This is a genomic window from Thermobaculum terrenum ATCC BAA-798, from assembly GCF_000025005.1.
Lineage (GTDB): Bacteria > Chloroflexota > Chloroflexia > Thermobaculales > Thermobaculaceae > Thermobaculum > Thermobaculum terrenum.
Genome location: NC_013525.1, coordinates 880,831 through 895,984 on the forward strand (window position 1 = coordinate 880,831; position 15,154 = coordinate 895,984).

Sequence of the window (15,154 nt, forward strand, 5' to 3'; positions counted from 1 at the left end):
CAACTGATTTACACTCAGACACATGTCACAAGATAAGATCATACTCTCAGGACTACGCTTCTATGGCTACCATGGCGTGCATCCGGAGGAACGCACGCTGGGACAGATCTTCGTTTTGGATCTGGAGATAGGGCTTGATCTCTCTCCTGCTGCTAGGACGGACGATCCTTCGCAAACTGTCAACTACAGTGAAGTCTACAAGGACTTAAGGGATGTAGTTCAGGGTAATAGCTACAAGCTGATCGAGACGCTGGCTCAAAAGGTAGCAGAGGTTGTGCTATGCAGAGATAAAGTTTTGTGGGTGAGGGTAACAGTCAAGAAGCCAGCGGCTCCTATACATGGCGCTAACTTTGATTTCGTTGCAGTCCAGGTGTACAGGGAAAAGCCCCCCGCTAGCTGATCACAAGGAGAATGCCAATGCCATCAAGGCGTCTTTTTATAAAAACGTTTGCGCTTGCAGGTTTAGGTTCTCTTTGCTCCTCAATACTAGGATGCTCAATAGGTAGTCGTGGGCAAACATCTCAATCTACTGCCGTCTCCTCGACTCCCGCTAAAGTGCCACAAGTTTCTAATCGATTGCCAAGCGCTAATCCAACAACAGCATCAACGCCTGTTATAGATATATTGACTCCAGATTTTGAGGCATGGAGCCTCCAGGCAGACATATGGACAGATTGTAAAGATTGTCCTAGTGGATCAAAAGTATTTGTCTCTACGCCATTGGGAAAACGCATCTTGCAGCTGAAGGCGGATAAACCAACTAGTGTGTCTGTCCGACTGCAACCAGGTACTAACACCATCACCTCTGGATATATCTCTGCTGATGGTAAGGCTGTCGGCACTGATGAGTTAGAGATTGATGTGAAGATACCAGCCTTACCTCTACCGCACATATCGGCAAAGGTCGATGGTAGGGATCTAGTACTTAAAGTCGATTCCTATAGGTTATCCGGGTCAGATCTGATTCATAACTGGGATCTTACTCAAATCTCGAGGCGTTTTATTATTACCGACTCTGGTGATAAATCTCAGATTAGACTCTCGCCCAAGGGAATTGTAAGTGGGCAATTTGAGATTGGCCTCCAGGTTAGGGCTGGTCAACACATTTCAGAGAGAGCAATTTTCCACTTCACGTATGACAAAGGAGAGCCGCAGGTGCCAGACGTGATGCGTGATCATCCTGATTGGATAGATTCAGCTGTAGTATATGGTGTAGTACCTTTTCTGTTTGGAGATCCTCCTTTCAAATCTGTAACTCAGCGTCTCCCTTACCTGCACGATCTCGGAGTGAACGCTATTTGGCTTTCTCCCATAAACGCTACTTTACCCGGGGACTTTGGGTACGCAGTTGTGGACTATTTCAAGCTACGAGAAGACTACGGGACTGAAGAGGATTTCCGAGATCTCGTAAAGACTGCCCATTCCTTGGGCATAAAAGTACTTATGGATTTTGTTCCTAACCACACATCATCTCAGCATCCGTATTTTCTAGATACTCAAAAGCATGGTAAGTTCTCTCACTATTACGATTTCTACATGTACGACAGTAGTGGAAACTATCAGTACTACTTCGACTGGGCCCATCTACCTAACTTGAACTATGATAATCCTGAGGTTCGAGCCTGGATGATGCGTGCTTTTACCTACTGGGTAAGGGAGTATGATGTTGATGGCTTTAGGGTAGATGTGGCATGGGGTATTAGGGAACGCAGGCCTGATTTCTGGCCTCAGTGGAGGGAAGAACTCAAGAGCGTCAAGCCTGATCTCTTTCTTCTGGCCGAAGCTAGTGCCCGTGATCCTTACTACTTTACTCACGGCTTCGATGCAGCCTATGACTGGACTGAGGAGCTAGGACACTGGGCCTGGGAGCGAGTCTTTAACCTCGAGAGCATGGTAGTGTGGAGACTTCGTGATGCACTCACTAACTTCGGCCAAGGTTACCATGAGGACGCTCTGATATTTCGCTTCATCAACAATAATGATACTGGGGAAAGATTCATCTCCAAGTATGGACTGCCGTATACCAAGCTTGCGGCCACGCTGCTGCTAACTCTACCTGGAGTACCTTGTATCTATACGGGTGATGAGGTTGGAGCAGAATACGAACCTTATTCTGCGGAAGGTCCGATAAGTTGGGAGGATAAGTACGGCCTGAAGAGTCTCTATCAAAAGCTTATAGCACTAAGGAGAAATGAGCCTGCTATTCATAGCAGAAAGTGGATGCTTCTGGATACAGACCCTCAATCTAAGGTGTTAGCCTACACCCGCTTTAGCAATTCCCAAGATAGCTGGTTTCTTGTAGCCCTTAACTTCTCATCTGAGGATCTTGTTTGCAGGATAAATCTACCGAAGGATGATATGAAGCTAAGAACTGTTTCTACCCCAAGGTTGATACTGGGGCATCCTGGCAAAATGGAGATAGAGAGTTCGCATATCAATTTGTCTTTAGGTGCCTACGAAGCCAAGATATTGGCTTTTTAGTTCTAGCTTATAGCTCCACAACCTCAAAAAGAGGGTATTGCATTTAGCAGTAAAAAGGTTTATATTCGATACAAACGATTGCGCAAACGATTGCGAGGGCTTATGGCTACTATCAAAGACGTTGCTAACATGGCAGGTGTGTCGGTATCCACAGTTTCTCACGTTATTAATGGCACTCGCCCTGTTGATCCTGCTACTGAAGAGAAAGTAAGGGAAGCTATAAAGATCCTCAATTACCGCCCCAATCTGATTGCTAGAGGACTGAGAAGACGCGTTACGCATACTATAGGGCTGCTTGTCCCAGATAACTCCAACCCATTCTTTGCTGAGATGGCCCGTGCAATAGAAGATGCTGGCTTTCGGTCAGGGTATAGCGTCATATTATGCAACTCTGATCTCTCAGATGCTAAGCAGTCTAATTATATAGATGTGCTGCTTGCCAAGCAGGTGGACGGTATACTCTTTATCTCCTCTGGTAATCGTCCTGAACCAGTGAGACGGGTACTATCAGCCGGAGTTCCATTGGTGGTCGTTGACAGGGATCTCGGAACTTTGCCTGTAGACCAGGTGATGGTAGACAACGAGCAGGGAGGATACATCGCTGGGAAGTACTTAGCCGATCTGGGTCACAAGCATATAGCATGTATCGCAGGGCCATCAGATGTTACTCCAAGTGCTATGAGGATTGCTGGCTTTCGGCAGGCGTTGGCAGAAGCTGGTATAGAGCTGCCTGAAGACAGAGTTGTGCGTGGCGATGGCCGTTTTGAGGGTGGGGAGAGGGCTATGAATGAACTCCTTGAAAAAGGTATCGACATGACAGCAGTGTTTGCCTACAACGACCTTATGGCCATAGGAGCTATAGGAGCTATTCGCAGAAAGGGTCTCAGGGTACCTGATGATATCTCCATCATAGGATTTGATGATATCCCTATAGCTCAAGCCATGGTGCCAGCTATTACGACTATAGCCCAGCCTATTGAGGAGCTTGCTAGCACAGCTGTAGGGCTACTCTTAGAGAGGATTAAAGACAAAGGCAAACAGATAACTCGCGTGGTCTTGCCGACCTCTCTAGTAGTAAGGGAGAGCTGCAGGTCAGTCTAATTTGTGTGGGAGGAGGTGAGCGCTATTAGTTCTAAGTGTGGTTAGCTCAAGAAATAATTAATTACTTGCACCAAGTGCAGGAGGTGGAGGACAGTGGCAATGAATGAAAGACTATCGAGAAGGATTTTTCTTAGGCTGAGTGCTGTAGCTGCTGGAGGTGTAGTATTAGCCGCTTGTGGAGGAGCTACGACATCAAACACACCCACAACAGCACCTACTTCTCCTAGCCCATCACCGGCGTCGTCTCCCACTCCAGCTGCTTCGGCAGCTGTAAGCCCATCTCCTAGTCCAGCGGCGAGCCCAACCCCCTTGGCAAGCCCGACGACTAGTGCGATGGCTTCGCCCACTCCTCAGGGACCAGAACCTACACCTATAGGGCAGAAACTTGATCTTGCAAACCTTAGCCCTTCCATACCTGATCCGAGCCAGCCTGTAACCATAACTTTTGCCTCTTGGGTAAGTGCTGGTCTCAAACCTTACGCGGATGAATTCCAGAAGCTGCACCCCAATATCAAGATAAAGTTCCAGGATGTAGATGCTGAGAACATCGTCACCAAGATAACTACTCAGATAGCAGGTGGCAATGCTCCTGATGCTGCATATCTGGATCTGAGTGCGGTTACAGACTTTGGCACGAGGAACGCTCTAGTGGAGCTTGATCCCTATATTCAGAAAAGCAGGGCAGTTGATCCGAAAGATTACGTAGGAGAATTTGCCAAGGCCGCGCAGATAAAGGGGCACTTCTATGGTTTGCCGTTCGATGGTGAATCCACCGGTATCTTTTATCGCACAGACCTCTTTGAGCAGGCTGGTTTAGAGCCGCCAAAGCCTGACTGGACTTGGGAGGATTTTGAGGAAGCTGCCAAGAAACTCACTATACCATCAAAGAGGCAGTATGGATTTGCAATCTTCGCTTCCGAGGCTAACTACTATTGGTTGCCATGGCTCTGGTCGACTGGTGGACGTTTGATGTCCCCTGACGGCAAGATCATGTTCAACGATGCCAATGGTAAGAAAGCAGCAGAATTTTATCTGGGCCTGAAGAGATATTCACCACCAGATCTTTATGGTTCCAACTCTTGGGATGGCAGAGTAGCTTTCGCTCAAGGTAAGGTAGCTATGTACGAAGCTGGTGCTTGGTTTGCTGGAACCCTACTAAGTGAGTTTCCGAAGACAAAGGGCAAGTGGGGCGCTGCTGCCATGCCTCGTGACAAGTACTGTGCTACCGTTATAGCTGGTGATGCTCTGGTTATTTTTGCCCAGAGTAAGAACAAGGATGCTGCCTGGAAATGGATAGAGTTTCTTTCTGCTCCGCAGAACGTTGCCAAGTGGAACACAGGTACACCCAAGAATCCTAGCACGCTTTTGCCAGTAAGGAAGTCGCTGCTGAATAATCCTAATCTTTATAAGAACGTCCCGCTGCTTAAGGATTTTGCCCAGATGATGAAGTGTGGAGTATCTGATCCAGCTTATGACTTCCCTTACTGGGGTCAGATCGATCAGATATTGAATGAGAACTTCCAAAAAGTTATATACGGGGAGATGGATGCTGCTACGGCTTTGGATGATGCGGCTGCTAGAGCTGAGGAGATCATACAGAAGCATAAGAGTTAGCGTTTATGGCTGCAAGGGAAATAACACCTTGCAGCCATAACTATTAACCTGATGGAGTGATCGATGCAAGCCATGACGAGACCGCTTACCAGGCGATCTGGACTTAGCAGAGTACTGTATGAGGCAAGGCGCGAGTGGACAGCCTATCTATTTCTATCACCGGGATTGATACTCTTCGCTGTGTTTACAGTCTTCAGTGTAGGATTCTCATTCTACCTTAGCTTTCACCAGTGGAATATACTGGAGCCGCAAAAGCCTTTTGTGGGCATGCAAAACTATAGAGAGCTGCTGCACGATCGTTATTTCCTGGGGGCGATAGTAAATACTCTCTATTTTGCTGCTGTCTCTGTACCTGTCACCATGGCTATTGGGCTGTTAGTTGCCTTGATGCTAAACACCCAGATCAGGTTCAGAGGATTATTTAGGACTCTGTATTACCTTCCGGGTGTTACATCACTAGTGGTTGCCGCGATTATCTGGAAGTGGGTTTTTTCAGGTGATTACGGCCTACTCAATTACTATCTCCTCAAGTTACATATCATAGACAAACCCATACTTTGGTTATCGGATAGGAACCTAGCAATGCCGGCAGTTATCACTGTCAGCGTATGGCAGGGGGTAGGCTTTCACATGGTAGTGTACTTGGCAGCTCTGCAGTCCATCCCGCAGGAGATCTATGATGCTGCCAAAGTAGATGGAGCAAGTGCCTTCCGAAGATTGATATACATAACTGTACCGCTCCTTCGCCCCACTATGTTTTTCCAGTTCGTAGTTGCCATGATTGGCTCGCTGCAGGTATTTGGACAAATCCTGTTAATGACAGGTGGAGGACCGATAAGAAGGACTACTACAGTGGCTTTCTACCTATACCAGAAAGCATTTCGAGATTTCGAAATGGGGTATGCTGCAGCGATAGCTTACTGTCTGTTTGCCATGATGATAGTGTTCACGATTATTTACTGGCGTCTTGCCTACCGTGAGATAGAGTACTAAGGGAGAGTTGACATGGCAGTAGTGGGTGGACGTGAAATTGCAATAGAAACAGCCATAAGAAGACGCCGGTCTGCTAGGAGGATTTTTCTTGAATCTCTAGGTAAATTAGCACTATATGCGATACTATCAGCAGGAGCAGTCATCTTCGCTGCTCCTTTTGCCTGGATGGTTGTGGCGTCTACACAAAGCCTGGATAATATGTTTCGGTACCCACCAAGCTGGATACCTATAAATCCTAGCCTAGACAACTACATCAGATTCCTCCAGGCTGAGAATCTAGGTAGATGGGTTTTCAACAGTGCTTATGTTTCCATAAGCGTTACAGCTCTGCAACTGTTCTTCAATTCCCTATCTGCGTATACGTATGCTAAGAGGCGTTTCCCAGGAAGGGACGTACTATTTGCCATTGGATTGGCTACGATGATGATCCCTGGTTGGGTCACACTTATCCCTTCCTATCTCATTCTCAAGCATATTCCCCTCTTTGGGGGAAACAACCTTCTTGGACAGGGTGGTCATGGCTGGCTAGATTCCTATTGGGGACTGATTGCTCCGGGAGTAGTCAGCACATTCGGGATATTCCTGTTACGGCAGTATATGAAAACCATTCCAGATGAATTATTAGAAGCTGCAAAGATCGATGGTGCTTCTCACTGGAGGATTTATTGGCAGATAGTTCTGCCTCTATGTCGTCCGGCTCTCGCTGCCCATGCCATATTCACTTTCTCCTATACCTGGGATGATTTCTTCTGGCCTCTGATCATAATCAGTTCCGATCAGCTGCAAACTCTTCCTCTGGGACTAGCATTATTTGTGATCAAGAACCGGACGGTCTGGGACCTCGTTATGGCTGGGTCAGTATTGGCTACCCTTCCAGTCCTGTTAATGTTCTTGTTATTCCAGAGGCAGTTCATACAAGGTATTACACTTACCGGCCTGAAATAAATGGAATGGAGAGCAAAGTGATGAGATCTGCAGTTCTACTTGCCCCGAGAAAGTTTGATTTAATCGATTGCCCAATACCAGAACCTGGCCCCAGAGAGGTACTAGTTAGGGTAGCTGTATGCGGCGTGTGCACTTCGGAGTTGGATGTCTGGGATGGTAGGGCTGGCGATGTTCAATTTCCACGATTTCCTGGTCACGAAGTGGCAGGAATAGTAGAGAAACTGGGGTCCGATGTAAAGGAATTTCATCCAGGTGATCGGGTGGCTGTCTGGGTTACAGAACGAGGTTTTTCGGATTATGTCCTAGCTGATGTAAATCATTGCTTTCGATTGCAGAATGTGCCTATTGACCAAGCGCTTATTGAGCCCCTGGCCTGTGCTGTAAACGCTGTTGAGCTGACCAACGTCTCGTTAGGAGACGATGTCCTAGTGGTTGGTGCGGGCTATATGGGCAGCTTAGTGCTGAAGCTGCTTAAACTTCAAGGTGTTGCCAGGCTAATAGTAGCTGATATACGCCCCGAGGTGTTGAAGTTAGCGTCTAACATAGGAGCTACACATCTTATAGATCTGGCTAGAGAGGATATAAAGCATACTGTTGCAGACTTGACTGATGGCAAAGGCGTGGATGCAGTCTTTGAGGTAACGGGTCATCAAGCTCCGCTGAATTTTATAGGTGATATAGTCAGGATGCATGGCAAGATCGCTATAGTTGGCTATCATCAGGGGGAACCTCGGTGTATTCCTCTTGGTCAGTGGAACTACAAGGCTCTACAGATAGTGAATTGCCACTTCAGAGATCCCAAAATAATACTTAGAGGTATGTCTATTGGCGTAAATTTGATGGAAAATGGCCTGCTTACCATGGGCGATCTAATAACTCATAGGTTCCCGTTAGGGTCTATCAACGATGCCTTCGCAACTGCTGAACGAAAACCTGATGGATTCATTAAGTCAGTAGTATCAATGTTGTAGCAGCTGGGTAGGTTACTTTGATCAAGTCTAGCCCTCCTACCTAATGTTCATTTCACCTGCATATATGTTTGCGCTATGATTTGATCGGTACTTATCTTGCTGTTTGTTGATAGCCGGTGGGCTATAGCAAAATTTGTTAGGAGGGTCAAAAGTGACTACCAATTACGGGCTTATTGGACTGGCAGTGATGGGAGCCAACCTCGCGCTCAACATCGCTGATCACGGCTTTCCTATAGCGGTCTATAATAGGACCTACGAGAGGACCAAGGAATTCCTTGAGGGTCCTGCTAAAGATAGACCTATCAGTGGAGCCTCCACTATTCAGGAGTTTGTGCAGCTAATAGAAAGACCCAGGAGAATAATCATACTTGTAAAGGCAGGACCTCCTGTTGATGCCATGCTCTCTCAGCTCAAGCCTTACCTAGAAGAGGGAGATGTGGTGGTTGATGGTGGCAACTCCTTCTTCCAGGATACTATTAGGCGTGATGCTGAGTTCCAGGGCACGGGTATATATTTTGTAGGCATGGGTATAAGTGGTGGTGAGGAAGGCGCTCGTCACGGTCCAAGCCTGATGCCTGGGGGCCCGAGGCAAGCTTACACCCTGCTTGAGCCTGCGCTTACGAAGATAGCAGCACAGGTAGAGGATGGTCCTTGTGTCACATACGTTGGCCCTCATGGAGCTGGTCACTATGTGAAGATGGTGCACAATGGCATCGAATATGGCGACATGCAGCTCATCGCAGAAGCCTATGATATTCTCAGACATGCACTAGGTCTTTCAGCTCAGGAGATAGCCGAGATATTCGCCAAGTGGAACGAAGGCAAGCTCAACTCCTTCCTGATAGAGATAACTTCCAAGGTGTTGTCGTATAACGACCCCGATACTGGTAAGCCTCTTGTAGATCTTATTTTGGATGAGGCAGAGCAAAAAGGTACTGGTCGTTGGACGACACAGAACGCTAGTGAGCTTGGCATACCTGTACCGACTATAGATGCTGCTGTCTGGTCAAGAAATATATCCGCTATGCGGGAGGAGAGAATAAAGGCCTCCAAGGTCCTCAGAGGTCCAGCTGCCAATTCGAAATCATACGATAAGCAGAGGTTGATAGACGCTCTTGAGGGGGCTTTGTACGCTTCCAAGGTCAGCTCCTATGCACAAGGATTTGCGCTCATGAGGAAGGCCTCCGAGGTATACGGCTTCGAGCTGAACCTTGCGGAGCTTGCACGTATATGGAAAGGAGGGTGTATTATACGTGCCCAACTCCTGAATACCATACAGCAAGCTTTCAAGAATGATCCAAACTTGAGCAACTTGCTTCTGGACCCTGACTTTGCCGAGGCTGTTAGCTCTATGAACGATGACTGGAGGTATGTCATATCCGTAGCCAGAGAGCTCGGCATACCTTGCCCAGCCATGAGCTCTTCTCTTGACTACTACGATGCTTATAGATCTGAGCGCCTCCCGGCTAACCTTATACAGGGCTTGAGAGATTTCTTTGGTGCTCATACTTATAAGCGCATAGATAAGCCAGGAGTATTCCATACTGAATGGGCAGAAGTAACAGCCTCTGCCAAGCAGACCGGTGATGAAGGCGGTGAGGACGAACCTGTAAACGGTAAGTAGAGAGCTTAGATCTATTTCGTTTCGAGGCTGAGGACTATAAGTCCTCAGCCTCCAACTCCAATCTGATTAGATCTTCGTACGTTTGTCTTTTTCTTATTAGTCGGACTTTATTCCCATCTACTAGTATTTCTGCAGGTCTGGGGTGGCTATTATATTCACTCGCCATAGCAAAGCCATAAGCACCCGCCTGCAATATAGCAATAGTTTCTGTGGGGAAAACCTGTGGAAGTAATCTATCTTTGGCTAGATAGTCCGAGGACTCGCATATAGGCCCCACCACGTCCACTATTTCGGTTTTATCCCTCCTTACTAGAGGCTGTATATGGTGATAAGCGTCATATAAAGCGGGTCTAATCAGAGCATTCATACCTGCATCTACTATTACAAACTTCTTGCCTCCTGAGGTTTTTGTATAAAGAACTGACGTCAGTAGTGCTCCACTAGGCCCCGATATGAATCTACCGGGCTCAATGATCAGCTTGAGCTTGAGATCTCTCAATCTACGCTCTAACGCTTTCGCTACGATCTCTGGGTCTTCTGGAGACTCATCCTTGTATTTGATGCCGAATCCTCCGCCTATGTCTATGTACTCTAGCCTGATCCCAGTATTAATAAGCTCCTCAGCCATATCTAGGATGGTGTTCGCAGCTTGAATCACCGGATCCAAGTTTACCAACTGAGAGCCTATGTGCATTCCAATCCCAACAATTCGAATGGCTGGGAGCGTACACGCAAGCTGATAAACACGGAGAGCTTCTTCAATTGGTACTCCGAATTTGTTGCTCCTCAGACCTGTAGTTATCTTCTCGTGGGTATGGGGATCTATATTAGGGTTGACCCTAATGGATATATTGGCCACCCTATTCAGGCTTTGGGCTAATTCCGATATCTTCCTAAGTTCTTGCTCACTTTCTATGCTGAATAACCCTACCCCCGATCTTAGAGCTTCTACTATCTCACGTGAGGATTTGCCAACTCCAGCAAACACTATATCTTCCGGGTTAAAACCTGCCTTGAGCGCTCTAAATAACTCTCCACCTGAGGTAACATCTGCTCCTGCTCCAAGGTCTGCTAATAACTTCCCTATCCATATATTTGGGTTCGACTTAAGGGAGTAGCATATCTTGGTAGGAAAGCCTCCAAAGGATTCTTTGAGTTTTTGATAGGCGTTTCTTATATAATTTGCTGAGTATACGTACAGCGGGGTTTGATATTCCTTAACTAAGTCTACGAGCGGAACATCCTCGCAATAGAGGGTATCGCCCCTGTAATGGAAAGCGGTATCAAGCACTATACACTCCTTGATATTCGTCTGTATGGTCAATTTTACTTTCGATTTCAATGGAGTCGCTAGAATAGGGTATGACCGACGCATATCGATACATGAATCCGGATCCCTATGAGCAGTTCCGAATTTGGTTCGATGCTGCTCGTAATAGTAGTAATCCTCAGCCGGACGCCATGGCCCTGGCTACAGTTTCTAGGGCAAGTCTGCCCTCGGTAAGAATGGTACTTTTGAAGGCTTTCGATAGGAGAGGGTTTGTCTTCTTCACAAATTATAATAGCCGTAAGGCCAGGGAGTTAGAGGAGACAGGATATGCTGCTGCGGCCTTTTTTTGGGCGAATCCTTGCCAAAGGCAGGTAAGGATAGAAGGTAGGGTAGAGAAGATATCTGAAGAAGAATCTGATATGTATTTTCTTAGCAGACCTCGCGGCAGCCAAATAGCTGCTTGGGCATCACCACAAAGTGCTGTAATACCGGATAGAGGTTATCTTGAATCTCTAGTTGAGCAAGTTGAGAGAAGATTCCAAGGCAAGCAGGTATCACGTCCAGAATTTTGGGGTGGATATAGGATAGTTCCTCATGCTTTTGAATTTTGGGAAGGAAAGCCCAACAGGCTACACGATAGGTTTAGATATCTTCTCAAGGACGGTACTTGGAGTCTGGACAGGCTTGCGCCCTAATTGCATAACCCTAGGCCAGATTGCTATAACCTATATGCCTAGCGGTACTTAATAAAATCTATCGTCCAACAATCATTCGAATTATAATCTTGAAGTCTCGTAAGCTAATATTGCTGACTGACTTGACTTTGCAGGTGAGAGATATGAACGAGGAAGAACGAGATATTACTGAGACTGTAGAGCAGGAAGTGGAAAGACCAAGTGATGAGCGATCGGATAGGCGATCGATAGAGACCACAGATCAGGAAACACAGAGGGATCACGCCCCCAATATACCTTCTAGACTGCCTCTGCTCCCTCTAAAAGACGTAATAGTGTTCCCCTTTGCTGTCCAGCCTCTGCTTATAGGACAGCCAAGGTCTATTCGTCTCATTGATGACATCATGAAGTCCGACAGGCTCGTGGCTCTATCCGCACAGAAGAGCTCTGATATAGAGCAGGCTGGTCCCGACGATATATACATGGAGGGTACTGTGGGACGCGTTGCACAGATGTTAAGGCGTCCTGACGGTACTCTTATGGTCGCCATGCAGGGATTGGAGAGGATGAGAATCCTGCAGGTCGTTCAGGAAGAGCCTTATCTGGTGGCTGATATAGAGGTTATAAAAGAAGACTATGTACAAGATATAGAGATAGAGGCTCTGAGAAGAAATGCTATTCAGAACTTCCAGAAACTCTTAAGTCTTAATCCGCAGCTGCCTGAAGAGCTCGGGACCTATGTTTCGAATATATCTGATGCCAGGCAGGTAGTCTATCTGATAGCCAGCTCACTGCGTATAGACCTTCAGTCTCGTCAGGAGATCCTGGAGCTCAATTCAGTTAGAGATAAGCTCCTACGTATAAACGAGATTCTTAACCATGAGATACAGGTACTTGAAATTGGTAGACAGATCCAAAATCAGGCCGAGGAGCACATGGGGAAAGCCCAGAGAGAGTACCTGTTGCGAGAGCAGCTTAAGGCTATCCAGCGTGAGCTAGGCGAAGAAGACGAGCAGATAGCAGAAGTAAATCAGCTTAGAGAGAAGGCTAGCCAGGTAAAGCTCTCTGAAGAGGCTCGCAGCCAAGTCGAGAAGGAATTGGCCAGGCTGGAGAGGGTGCCGATAGCCTCTCCCGAACACTCAATAATACGCACTTATGTTGAAATGATATTGAGCTTGCCTTGGGGGATAACTACTGAGGTGGAGATAGATGTTCCCAAGGCAAGGAGAATACTTGATGAAGATCACTATGATCTGGATAAGGTAAAAGAGAGAATTCTTGAGTATCTAGCTGTTAAGAAGCTTCGCCAGCAGCGTATGCAGGAGGTCCTAGAATCTCAGGCGGAGAACGAAACAGGTGAAGAACTGAAAGGTGAAACCCAGGAAGATCTTTTCAGGGAACCTATACTGTGCTTTGTTGGTCCTCCTGGTGTTGGTAAAACTAGCCTTGGGCAGAGTATAGCTAAAGCTCTGGGCAGGAAGTTTGTTCGTATGAGCCTGGGAGGTATCAGGGACGAAGCTGAAATAAGAGGCCACCGTAGGACCTATATAGGAGCTATGCCAGGCAGAATCATACAGAGCATTATGCGCGCCGAATCCTCGGATCCTGTGTTCATGTTAGATGAGGTTGACAAGATATCAGTTGGTTTTCAGGGTGATCCAGCGGCTGCTTTGCTAGAGGTATTAGACCCTGCTCAGAATCACACCTTCAGGGACAACTATCTCGATATACCGTTTGACCTTTCAAAGGTTATGTTCATAGCTACTGCCAACACTTTGGATACTATACCTGCACCTTTGCGTGACAGGATGGAGATCATAGAACTGTCTGGTTATACAGAAGATGAGAAGATCCATATTGCCCGGCAATATCTTATCCCCAGGCAACTTAAGGCTAATGGTCTTAAGCCTGAGGAGGTGGATTTCACCGATGAGGCTATAAAATCCATAATCCGAGGATATACGAGAGAGGCAGGTGTACGTAACCTTGAGAGGCATATAGCTTCCGTACTCAGAAAACTGGCAAGGAGGATAGCCGAGGGGGAGGCCGGCCCCTTCCAAGTCACTCAGGATAACCTGGGTGAATTCCTAAGGAGGCCATATTTTGAATATGAGACGGCTGAGCGTATAGACAGACCTGGGATAGCCACAGGGCTTGTATGGACCCCGGTTGGTGGGGATATAGTCTATGTAGAGGCTTCTATAACGCCTTCGGAAGAGGATCGTCTGATACTTACAGGCCAGTTGGGTGATGTAATGCGGGAGTCTGCTCAGGCTGCTCTAACCTACATACGTGCTTCTATGTCCATGCTTGGCCTGGAATCCTCTGCACTGGATCATAAAACCGTACACATACATGTGCCAGCAGGTGCACAACCTAAGGATGGTCCATCTGCTGGCGTGACCATGGCCACCGCATTAGCATCGGCAGCTATTGGGAAACCAGTGAGATCCGATGTGGCTATGACTGGTGAGATTACACTTCGGGGTAAAGTTCTGCCTGTTGGCGGAATAAAAGAAAAGGTACTGGCTGCCCATAGAGCTGGTATTCGAACAGTTATACTTCCCAAGCGGAACGAGCGGGACCTGGAGGATCTACCTGAGGAACTCCGGAAAGAGATGGAGTTTGTGTTTGTTGATAGTGTTGATCAGGTGTTACAGACCGCATTGAATCTGCCGTTACCGTCCTTGGCAGCAACTAGCTAGATAACGTTTTCTGTGCAAGAATAGATGATTAGGTGAATACTTTTTGAGGGAGATCTGATATGACTCAGGAAGGCAATGGTAAGGTTGAACGTGGTTTAGTGGTAGTTGCACACCCAGATGACGCCGAATTCATGGCTGCTGGAACCATAGCCAAGTGGGTAGCTGAAGGTATAAAGATGTATTTGGTTGTGGTTACCGATGGAAGCAAAGGGTCTAATGACCCTAACATGAGCGCTGAAGAGCTTATAAAGATCCGTCGCCAAGAGCAGCTTGAGGCAGCAGAAGTTTTGGGGATCTCAGAAGTTGAGTTTCTTGGATACCCTGATGCTTACGTGCAGCACACTATAGAGCTGAGAAGAGATATCACGCGTGCTATCAGGAAGTATAGGCCAGATAGGCTAATAACCATGACCCCTTACAGGTCATTCGGCATAAACAGCTACCTGAATCATCCGGATCACCTCGCAGTGGGCGACGCAACTCTGGCTGCTGTGTATCCTAGCGCCAGAGATAGACTTACTTTTCCTGAACTTGCTGCAGAAGGACTAGAGCCTTATAAAGTGAGAGAGGTATACATAACTGGCACAGAGACGCCTGATTGCTGGATCGATATCACTGATACTATCAATAAGAAGATAGAGAGCCTCAAGAAGCATCGTAGCCAGGTAAGCGATAGAGATCTAGAAAAGCATGTGAAGGAGAGAGCAGCTCAAACTGCGGAAGGACACGATATGCAGTATGCAGAAGCCTTCAAGGTCTTCTACCTATCATAATAC

12 protein-coding genes are annotated in these 15,154 nt (G+C 47.1%); 11 read left to right on the top strand and 1 reads right to left on the bottom strand.

The features are described from left to right. Positions 1-22: 22 nt before the first annotated feature. The 8 genes from folB (at position 23) to gndA (ending at position 9,729) form a co-directional block, all read left to right on the top strand. Positions 23-400, top strand: coding sequence for a dihydroneopterin aldolase (folB, locus tag TTER_RS04155; RefSeq protein ID WP_012874778.1), 378 nt, complete (start codon positions 23-25; stop codon positions 398-400). Between the two features lie 365 nt (positions 401-765). Continuing rightward, complete coding sequence (locus TTER_RS04160) at positions 766-2,481, top strand: alpha-amylase family glycosyl hydrolase (protein WP_169302617.1); 1,716 nt, start codon at positions 766-768, stop codon at positions 2,479-2,481. Positions 2,482-2,583: 102 nt separating this feature from the next. After that, entirely contained in the window at positions 2,584-3,582 is a 999-nt protein-coding gene (locus TTER_RS04165) for a LacI family DNA-binding transcriptional regulator (protein ID WP_012874780.1), read from the top strand. A 99-nt stretch (positions 3,583-3,681) separates the two neighbouring features. After that, positions 3,682-5,196, top strand: coding sequence for an extracellular solute-binding protein (locus TTER_RS04175; RefSeq protein WP_012874781.1), 1,515 nt, complete (start codon positions 3,682-3,684; stop codon positions 5,194-5,196). A gap of 72 nt (positions 5,197-5,268) precedes the next feature. Next, positions 5,269-6,189 carry a carbohydrate ABC transporter permease gene (locus TTER_RS04180; protein ID WP_169302618.1) on the top strand — a complete coding sequence of 307 codons (921 nt, stop codon included), beginning with the start codon at positions 5,269-5,271 and terminating at the stop codon, positions 6,187-6,189. Between the two features lie 12 nt (positions 6,190-6,201). After that, positions 6,202-7,134: a carbohydrate ABC transporter permease gene (locus TTER_RS04185; RefSeq protein WP_012874783.1), complete on the top strand. Its 933-nt coding sequence runs from the start codon at positions 6,202-6,204 to the stop codon at positions 7,132-7,134. 20 nt (positions 7,135-7,154) lie between these two features. Then, a complete protein-coding gene (locus TTER_RS04190; RefSeq protein ID WP_012874784.1) occupies positions 7,155-8,105 on the top strand; it encodes an MDR/zinc-dependent alcohol dehydrogenase-like family protein in 951 nt (316 codons plus the stop codon). Positions 8,106-8,256: 151 nt separating this feature from the next. After that, entirely contained in the window at positions 8,257-9,729 is a 1,473-nt protein-coding gene (gene gndA, locus TTER_RS04195; protein ID WP_012874785.1) for an NADP-dependent phosphogluconate dehydrogenase, read from the top strand. 34 nt (positions 9,730-9,763) lie between these two features. Here gndA and lysA read toward each other — a convergent pair whose 3' ends face one another. Then, positions 9,764-11,020 (bottom strand): diaminopimelate decarboxylase, encoded by a 1,257-nt coding sequence (lysA, locus tag TTER_RS04200; RefSeq protein WP_012874786.1) that lies wholly within the window; start codon positions 11,018-11,020, stop codon positions 9,764-9,766. A gap of 71 nt (positions 11,021-11,091) precedes the next feature. On the opposite strand from lysA, the gene pdxH reads away from it, so the two are divergent. From pdxH to TTER_RS04215, 3 genes are all read left to right on the top strand, one after another. Beyond that, positions 11,092-11,694, top strand: coding sequence for a pyridoxamine 5'-phosphate oxidase (gene pdxH, locus TTER_RS04205; RefSeq protein ID WP_012874787.1), 603 nt, complete (start codon positions 11,092-11,094; stop codon positions 11,692-11,694). A 143-nt stretch (positions 11,695-11,837) separates the two neighbouring features. Beyond that, positions 11,838-14,378, top strand: coding sequence for an endopeptidase La (gene lon / locus TTER_RS04210; protein WP_012874788.1), 2,541 nt, complete (start codon positions 11,838-11,840; stop codon positions 14,376-14,378). A 59-nt stretch (positions 14,379-14,437) separates the two neighbouring features. Further along, positions 14,438-15,151 carry a PIG-L deacetylase family protein gene (locus TTER_RS04215; RefSeq protein WP_012874789.1) on the top strand — a complete coding sequence of 238 codons (714 nt, stop codon included), beginning with the start codon at positions 14,438-14,440 and terminating at the stop codon, positions 15,149-15,151. The last annotated feature ends 3 nt before the right edge of the window (positions 15,152-15,154 follow it).